The following is a 7,995-nucleotide window of genomic DNA, read 5'->3' as shown; positions in this document are numbered from 1 at the left end:
CCGTCATCTCCCTGATGACGGCGACGGCTGCCAGCCAGGCGGCGGCCGCCGGCTCGCCGGAATATATCGCGGCGGCACTCATCCTTGCGTTTTTGTCCGGGCTTATTCTGGTTGTCATGGGCCTTCTGAAGCTCGGGGCGCTTGCCAATCTGCTCTCGCACCCCGTCATCTCCGGCTTCATCACAGCGTCGGGCCTGATCATCGCATCCAGCCAGATCGGCCAGATTCTCGGCATCAAAACCTCCGGTGAAAGCCTGGTGGCGATAATTGGCAGCTTTTCGCGTAATATCGGCCAGTTCAATCTTTGGACCGCTATGGTTGGCATTCCGGCCGTCGCCTTCCTGTTCTGGGTCAGAAAGGGCCTGAAGCCACTCTTGATCCGCGCCGGTCTGAAAACGAGGGCAGCCGACCTCATCGCCAAGGCCGGTCCCGTCTTTGCCATTGCGCTGACGACCTCCGCCGTCGCATTGTTCGATCTTGCCGGACACGGCGTCAAGATCGTCGGCACCATTTCGACCGGTGTTCCACCGCTGACAGTTCCGTTGTTCGATCCGCAACTCTGGATGCAGCTCGCAGCGCCCGCTCTTTTCCTCAGCATCATCGGTTTCGTGGAATCCGTGTCGGTTGCCAAGACGCTCGCCGCCAAGCGCCGCCAGCGCATTCGGCCGGACCAGGAACTGATCGGCCTTGGAGCTTCAAATCTGGCGGCCGCTTTCACCGGCGGATACCCTGTCACAGGTGGCTTCGCCCGTTCCGTCGTCAATTTCGATGCTGGTGCTGAAACTCCGGCCGCCGGCGTCTTTACAGCCATCAGCATTGGTCTGGCTGCCCTGACGCTGACGCCACTGCTCTATTTTCTGCCCAATGCGACGTTGGCAGCCACGATCATCGTCGCAGTCCTTAGTCTCATCAACATCAAGGCTACCATCGATGTCTGGCATTATTCCAAACGCGACTTTGCAGCCATGATGTTGACCATCGGCATGACGCTGGTTGCGGGCGTCGAGGCAGGCGTGGTTGCCGGTGTCGGCCTTTCGGTGCTGCTGTTCCTGCACAAGGCCTCGAAACCACATATGGCAATCGTAGGGCTTGTCCCCGGTACGCAGCACTTTCGAAACATCAACCGCCACGAAGTCGCCACCAGCCCGCGGGTTCTCAATGTTCGCATTGACGAGAGCCTGACGTTCACCAATGCCGGCTGGCTGGAAGAAGCCGTCACCGACCTCGCCCTGAAAAGCCCGGACGTGCGTGACGTCGTGCTGATGTGCTCGGCCGTCAATGAAATCGACGCGACGGCGCTCGAGAGCATCGAGGCCCTGAACCATCGACTGTCGTTGGCCGACATCCGGCTGCATCTGTCTGAGGTCAAGGGACCTGTGATGGACCGGCTGAAACGTTCGCATTTCCTCGCAGAGCTGACCGGGCAGATTTTCCTGAGCCAGTTCGATGCTCTGCAGGCGCTGTCGCCGGAGTTGCTCTCGGCACCGCTGGTCAAACTTGTGGCACCGATCCGCTGATTCCTTGACGGCCTTCTCGCAACACAAGCGATAATCGGAACCAAACGCACACCGGAACCGCGGCGTGGCGCTTGCGCGGAAATTGTCGGCGCCGGTAGGCAAAAGACTGTGCAGAGTGATGCCGGTTCGCGCAAAGCTCCGGCGAACGCTGACGCTCACGCATGCGGTCGTCTATCGACTCGGCGTAACGATTGGCGTGGGAAGTACGGTACCATTTTCACGAACGTCGCCGCGGCGCCTCAAGGGTGCGATCAGAAGAAAGGCAAGAATCTGCACCCGGAAAGTCATCTCGTATCCCGAATGGGCCGGCTGCGTGCCGCCGTCCTTGGTGCCGAAGAATGGCGAGGTTCATGTTTGACCCCGCATAAATCGGCATGGCGGCCGAAGGGCCCATCGTTGATCCAGATGTACGACGCGGGCAGAGCTGTGTTGGCCAGCAGGTGGTCCATCGAGAACACGGAGCAAACCTCTTCCCGCCCAGCGGTCGCTCTTGATTTTCTGCTTCTACTATTCTGGATTTGGAATATAATTTTTTGTTGGAGAGCAACTGGAGATTTCCAGATGAACAGACGCCAGCTTTTGAAAGGCGGCGTCGGTCTGCTGACCGTCGCAGGCAGCGCTTCATGGTTGTCCCCGCATGCCAGAGCAGCGCAGCTTGCTTTGCCGTCTGGCGCAGTCGCCACGCAGGTGCTGGAGGCGCTTCCGGGCAAGGTGCCTTTGATGAAGAGGACCTATCGGCCGCCCAACTACGAAACGCCGATCAGCTACTTCAACGAAGAGTTCACGCCGAACAACGCCTTCTTCGTCCGCTACCACCTAGCCGATATTCCGAAGGTCGATCTTGCGGCCTGGAAAGTGCGGGTCGGCGGACCGGCGGTGCAGAACCCGGCCGAGTTCAGCCTAGATGATCTGAAGAAATTTGAGAGGGTTGAGATCGCCGCCGTATGCCAGTGCTCGGGCGAGCGCCGTGGCTTCTCGGATCCGCACGTGCCGGGCGTCGAATGGGGCAACGGCGCCATCGGCAACGCCAAATGGGGAGGCGTCCGCCTGAAGGACGTGCTCGACAGGGTTGGGCTTGCCAAAGAAGCGTTAGAGGTTTCGTTCAACGGCGCCGACGGGCCGGTCGTCGACAAGACTCCGGACTTCGTGAAAAGCGTTCCGATCTGGAAGGCGATCGACGAGAACACGCTCATCGCCTTCGAAATGAACGGTGAGCCACTGCCGCACTGGAACGGCTTCCCCGCCCGCATCATCGTCCCCGGCTGGACAGCCACCTATTGGATGAAGCATATCGTCGATATCGAGGTGCTGAAGGAGCCCCTCAAGAACTTCTGGGTCAACACCGCTTACCGTATTCCGAAAGGGTTGTTCCCCGTCGTTCAGCGCTTCGTATCTCAGGAACCGGTCGACTCGCCGACGACGCCGATCACCGAGATCGTGGTGAACTCACTGATCATCAATCTCGAGGACGGCGATGAAGTCAAAGCCGGTCAGCCGGTGGACATCAAAGGCATCGCGTGGGACGGCGGCTACGGGATCGTCGAAGTCGCAGTGTCGGCCGATGGCGGCAGCAATTGGACGCAGGCCGCGCTCGGCAAGGACCTCGGCCGGTTCGCCTGGCGACAGTGGACACACGGCTACACGCCGGGACAGGCGGGCGCGGCAACGATCATGGTCAGGGCCCGGAATGCAGCTGGCGCGACACAGGTCGACAAGCTCCTGTTCAACGGCGCCGGCTACCACAACAACATTGCCCAACGCTTAGCGCTCAAGGTGGTCTGAGAGGATCGAAATGATCAGGTTTCTGGAGAGTGCCGCAATCATCACTTTCGCGCTTTCCCTGTCGGCGAATGCAGACGAGGACGCAATCAAACTGAAGCCCGGCGACGGGTTTGAGGCCGTCGAGCAGAACTGCACCGCCTGCCACAGCCTCGATTATGTGCAGATGAACTCGCCCTTTCTCGACCAGAAGGGCTGGACAGCGGAAGTGACTAAGATGGTTAAGACTTTTGGCGCACCGGTCGAAGAGGCCGATCAGCAAAAGATCATCGAATACCTCACCGCAAACTACGGCAAACCGTAATCTTCGGCGATCAGCGTTGGTGGAACACTCACTGCAGTGCCAAGGCAATGTCCCGTCTTCCCATTCCCGCGTGCTTCGACGAGGACATGGTCACTCTTCAGCGATGCGACCATTCAGGCGACGCCATTTCAATAGTGGCGCAGCGTGAAAACTATTGCGATAGCAATCATAATTCCCGCTACCAGCGCGATGAAATGGAATTTGCGCGGCTCACGATCAGCCTGAGGCAGCAAGTGTGTGACGCCGACATAGATCAGAACGTCGGCTGAAAATGCGAAGGGGTTGCCGAGCAGGACTGCATCGATGTTGCTGATAAACGGAAACGACGCGAGTGTAACGATCGGGGTGGACAGCGCCGCCGCCACAAAACCAAGTAGCAGCGATCGCTTGTCCGAGAACCCCCGCGAATGAGGAGCGCGTAGGTAACAATCCCCTCAGGAATTTCATGCAAAACCATACCCTATGAGCGCATCTGTCAGGGCGCTGACATTGAAACCGATCGTGCGCTATCAGGAAGCGAGTGAAGCCCTATTCGGCACTGTAAACTTAACATTGCGACAGCCGTGAAGGTGCGGAGAAGTTAATCCGATTAAATCTCAGGCCAGCATCGCATGTGCGATTTCGTTCCATACTGCCATGGTCGTTCTGCGCAGATCGCGATGTCCGGCAGATGAGAAATTGTTGCGGGGAAAATGCAACAGATTAGCTATCGGATCGTGGATGGGGACGAAGCGTTGAAGTTGTCGTGCTGACTTGAAGCGTTTCATGACCAGTTATCGTCGCCCGATCTGCTGGTGCGAATTCTTCGCTAGATTGTTCAGCCCCTTGTGACGCCGATGCTCAACACCGGGTACGGCCTGGCGTTTCGCGGTGGCATAGGAGCGAAGCTTATCGGTGATCATTGCACGTGGTGTGCTGCCCTGCCTTCTCAGTACGCTCTGCCGCATTTGTATTTCTCCGGCTTTGCACCAAAACAAGGATGAAGCCACCCTAATCGACGGCGCGCCAGAGTCATTCCTATTTGCCCGCGATGCTGACGACAACTTCATCAAGATGCCATTTGTCGCCGAAACGGCCCTGACCTGCGGCGAATTCGATTGGCGAAATTCCGGCCGAACTTTTCCGCTGGTCCGGATCGCTTGATGGGAAACAGTCATCCCTTCCTCGGCGAGCAAATCCTCAACCTTACCCAGGCTCAGCCGAAAACGAAGATACAGCCACACCGCATGCGCGATGATCTCGGATGGAAAGCGATTGCAGAGGTAAAGGGGATCACGATGCTGCTGGTCAAGCCGGATTTCCAGCCTCTCCATAAATTTCCGGACAAGTTTACAGTGCCCATGAAGGAATTATTGCGACGGTTCTTGATCGTGAAGTGCTGTCTTGCCGTGCTGTTAATTCTAGAACCTTCGAGAGAATTGTGCTTCCGATGCAACTTTGGGACAACCGGCACGTTCAGACATCGGACCTGCACTGGCGCAGCTGGCCCATATAAATGAAGCGCCTTCGCAGGGAAGCTTAATGCCTCAATCCGTCAAGCTGGTATCCGTGGGTACCGCAGTCCCTCCTTATGTCCTTGACCAACGGGACGCCGCGCGAGCATCTCACCAAGCATTTTCCTCCCGTTTTGGCGGCTTCGAACGCTTGGCCAAAGTGTTTCAAAGTTCCGGTATCCGGCGACGGTACGGAGTTAGACCAATTGACTGGTATCTTGAAACGAGAGGATGGCCTGACCGAAACGCCGCCCACCTTCAGGGAGCTGACGCGATGTTTGTGAACGCAGCTACCCGGGCCCTTAAATCTGCGGGACTAGCCGCCAACGACATTGACACCATCGTTACGGTGTCATCGACCGGAATCGCGACGCCCAGCCTGGAAGCGCGCGTAAGCCAGCAGCTGGGGTTCAGGGATGATGTCGAACGGGTTCCGGTGTTCGGTTTAGGCTGTGCTGGTGGCGTCTCAGGGTTGTCTATTGCATCGCGGCTGGCGGCGTCTCGGCCGGGATCAGTCGTTCTCCTCGTAGCTGTTGAAACCTGCACATTGGCATTTCGCATGGACAAGCTCACGAAAGCCAACATCGTCGCCACCGCGCTTTTTGGTGATGGTGCCGCCGCTTGTGTATTGCGGGTGGCTGATAAAGGACTAGCCGAGGTAGAAATGAGCGGTCAACATACATGGCCTGATACGCTTGACATTATGGGATGGAGCGTCGATCCGGAAGGGCTGGGAGTCATTTTCGATCGGTCTATTCCACCGTTTGCTGCGGCCAATGTTCGCCCGGCTCTTATCTCCGTTCTCGCCCGATCAAATTTGACACTTGAGGACATTGATCGGTTCGCCTGCCATCCAGGTGGCGCGAAGGTGATCGACGCATTGGAAACTGCTTTGGAACTCGGTCAGGGCACTCTGAATCACGAGCGCGATGTGTTGAGGGACTACGGAAACATGTCCTCACCGACAGCATTGTTTGTGCTCGACCGTCTTATCTCCACCGGCTTACCGCGTCGAACTTTGCTGACTGCCATGGGACCAGGCTTCACGCTGAGCTGCGTGTCCTTGAAAGCCGCTGCATGATTTTGTCGATCCTGCTCCTAACTGCGGTGACCCTGGAGAGGCTTGGAGAAATCTGGATTGCCCGGCGTAATACTCGCGCCCTTTTGGCAAGCGGAGCCTACGAAATCGCAGCCTCGCATTATCCGGCAATAGTCATTCTGCATGCCACATGGCTCATGGGGCTCTGGCTCGTTGCTTGGAACGCTCCCCTTTATATTGGGTGGGTAGGCGTATTCGCAGGACTTCAGGCGTTACGGCTCTGGACGTTATCGACACTTGGTCGCCGCTGGACCACTCGAATTATCGTAATGCCCGGAGAAGCACTTGTATCGACGGGCCCCTATCGCTTTTTGCGACATCCGAACTATCTTGTGGTGGTTGGCGAAATCGCAGTTCTACCGATGTGCTTTGGTATGCCGATCTATGCGACCTCCTTCTCGATCGCCAATGCGTTGGTGCTGACGATACGGATCAGGGCAGAGACCGATGCTCTTGCATCATCCAATGCCCGGTCGGTGCGAAGTAGCCTCAGGAGTTAATATAAAGTAGTTCGTGAGCTCGGCCGCGGCCGGCCTTCCTTCCTCAAGAATCTCCGGCTCAACCCATCGTCATACGCCTGAGAACGTTCGTCTTCCAATAGAACTGGTGAACAAGAGCCCCAAGGACGTGGGCGGCAATGAGCGCCCAAAGGATGACTTTGAGAACACCGGCGTGTATGTCACCTGCACCATTATACCCCAGATAATAGGCTGCAATCCCAGTGACCGGCATGGCAACAAGAACGAAGTAAAGGGCCATATGCGCGTACTTGGATGCTCGCCTAAAAATTGCTGGCTCTTCAGATGGCGAAGCCGGGACACCCTGGACGAACCGTAGAGCTAGGCGAACAACGACGAGAACAAATATTGCGACACCGACATAGGCATGGATATTCGCGCTTGATATTTGGTCCGCAGATGCCGTTCCCGTTCGTTTGATACTCCGGTTCCACTCGTTCATTCCGTCGGGAAGGAGCAAATTAAAGAAGATGAGTGCAGCTGTCAGCCAATGCAGAACACGTTGCGGCAATGAAAATGAAAGTGAACCGGACTTTTTCAATGTCAACTTTGCCTCCTGCTAACGTTCTCGTCATCGGTGCCCGAAGCTACCCGTCATCGAGAACTTGAACGGTGGCTCTGCAAGACTCGGCCTCGCCGTGCAAATGAGAGCGACTGTAATTAAAATGGGAAAGAATTGCATGCTTGTGGTTGCTTTTTCATTGGAGCAATACGTGTCGGTTACGCTGCAATTCTGACGGCAGCCTTAACGACGCTGAATAGAGTTTTTTTATGTCAGTCGCAGGGATCGGCGGGGGAGTTGCCAGACGACAAGGCATAATTGGCGACAATTAAGGAAATGCGCACGGATCTTCCGGTAAAGGACCGAAATGACCGGGAAACGCAAATCATGAAGAAGGTAGGGCGCCCGGCGTATCGCAAGGCGGGGGCTGGTCACATCGAATCCCATCAACCAGTCCCATCCGACCCCGTCATTCACCAGGTCTTCACCCCCAGCCTCCATCCTCTGTTGGAGCCGGTACGAGCAATATCGGACCAAAGCCCGAGCATTGGCTTTTCGTCATGATGTGCTGCACGCTCGGTGCATGCACGATGCCGATGCCGGTGCGGGGAGCACTTAAAAATGTGGCATCAGTCGGCGTCTTGATCACGACCGGCTCGCCTAGGTACGGGTTATCCTCTTGCAGCTGCAGCACAAGCACGTACTTGCCGCTGTCCGTCCCGGCATAGATGACGATTTTCGTCATCACCGACATGTCAGTGTTTCTTGCCCTTCGTGGGAGGT

8 protein-coding genes and 1 pseudogene are annotated in these 7,995 nt (G+C 56.8%); 5 read left to right on the top strand and 4 right to left on the bottom strand.

Annotated elements, in window-relative coordinates:
* The 3 genes from AAAB35_RS12210 to AAAB35_RS12200 all read left to right on the top strand — a co-directional run.
* Positions 1 to 1,517: SulP family inorganic anion transporter (locus tag AAAB35_RS12210; RefSeq protein ID WP_340668549.1), on the top strand; the 1,517-nt coding region annotated here is incomplete at its 5' end.
* A 579-nt stretch (positions 1,518 to 2,096) separates the two neighbouring features.
* Positions 2,097 to 3,299 (top strand): molybdopterin-dependent oxidoreductase, encoded by a 1,203-nt coding sequence (locus AAAB35_RS12205; RefSeq protein WP_340668548.1) that lies wholly within the window; start codon positions 2,097 to 2,099, stop codon positions 3,297 to 3,299.
* 10 nt (positions 3,300 to 3,309) lie between these two features.
* On the top strand, positions 3,310 to 3,600 hold the full coding sequence (locus AAAB35_RS12200; protein WP_340668547.1) for a cytochrome c: 291 nt from the start codon (positions 3,310 to 3,312) through the stop codon (positions 3,598 to 3,600).
* Positions 3,601 to 3,728: 128 nt separating this feature from the next.
* Here the strand turns inward: AAAB35_RS12200 and AAAB35_RS12195 are convergent, their stop codons facing one another.
* Positions 3,729 to 3,965 (bottom strand): hypothetical protein, encoded by a 237-nt coding sequence (locus tag AAAB35_RS12195; RefSeq protein WP_340668546.1) that lies wholly within the window; start codon positions 3,963 to 3,965, stop codon positions 3,729 to 3,731.
* Between the two features lie 231 nt (positions 3,966 to 4,196).
* A pseudogene (locus AAAB35_RS12190) lies at positions 4,197 to 4,913 on the bottom strand (IS6 family transposase).
* Positions 4,914 to 5,121: 208 nt separating this feature from the next.
* Between AAAB35_RS12190 and AAAB35_RS12185 the strand changes: the two are divergent.
* Both AAAB35_RS12185 and AAAB35_RS12180 read left to right on the top strand, forming a co-directional pair.
* Positions 5,122 to 6,174 carry a type III polyketide synthase gene (locus AAAB35_RS12185; RefSeq protein ID WP_340668545.1) on the top strand — a complete coding sequence of 351 codons (1,053 nt, stop codon included), beginning with the start codon at positions 5,122 to 5,124 and terminating at the stop codon, positions 6,172 to 6,174.
* On the top strand, positions 6,171 to 6,692 hold the full coding sequence (locus tag AAAB35_RS12180) for an isoprenylcysteine carboxylmethyltransferase family protein (RefSeq protein WP_340668544.1): 522 nt from the start codon (positions 6,171 to 6,173) through the stop codon (positions 6,690 to 6,692). The genes AAAB35_RS12185 and AAAB35_RS12180 overlap by 4 nt, the downstream gene beginning before the upstream one ends.
* A 58-nt stretch (positions 6,693 to 6,750) precedes the next feature.
* Here the strand turns inward: AAAB35_RS12180 and AAAB35_RS12175 are convergent, their stop codons facing one another.
* The gene (locus AAAB35_RS12175; RefSeq protein ID WP_340668550.1) at positions 6,751 to 7,251 is read right to left on the bottom strand and encodes a cytochrome b; all 501 of its coding nucleotides are present in this window, start codon (positions 7,249 to 7,251) and stop codon (positions 6,751 to 6,753) included.
* 445 nt (positions 7,252 to 7,696) lie between these two features.
* Positions 7,697 to 7,995, bottom strand: a 299-nt coding sequence (locus AAAB35_RS12170; protein WP_340668542.1) for a hypothetical protein, incomplete at its 5' end; no start/stop codon positions are given.

Source organism: Phyllobacterium sp. (genome assembly GCF_037994425.1).
Taxonomy (GTDB): domain Bacteria; phylum Pseudomonadota; class Alphaproteobacteria; order Rhizobiales; family Rhizobiaceae; genus Phyllobacterium.
The sequence above is the reverse complement of the archived record's forward strand: the minus strand, read 5'-3'. Positions and strand labels throughout refer to the sequence as shown.

Excerpts from the sequence above, each read along its gene's own strand:
- AAAB35_RS12200 (WP_340668547.1), top strand. The coding sequence starts at position 3,310 with ATGATCAGGTTTCTGGAGAGTGCCGCAATCATCACTTTCGCGCTTTCC.
- AAAB35_RS12180 (WP_340668544.1), top strand. The coding sequence starts at position 6,171 with ATGATTTTGTCGATCCTGCTCCTAACTGCGGTGACCCTGGAGAGGCTT.
- AAAB35_RS12185 (WP_340668545.1), top strand. The coding sequence starts at position 5,122 with ATGCCTCAATCCGTCAAGCTGGTATCCGTGGGTACCGCAGTCCCTCCT.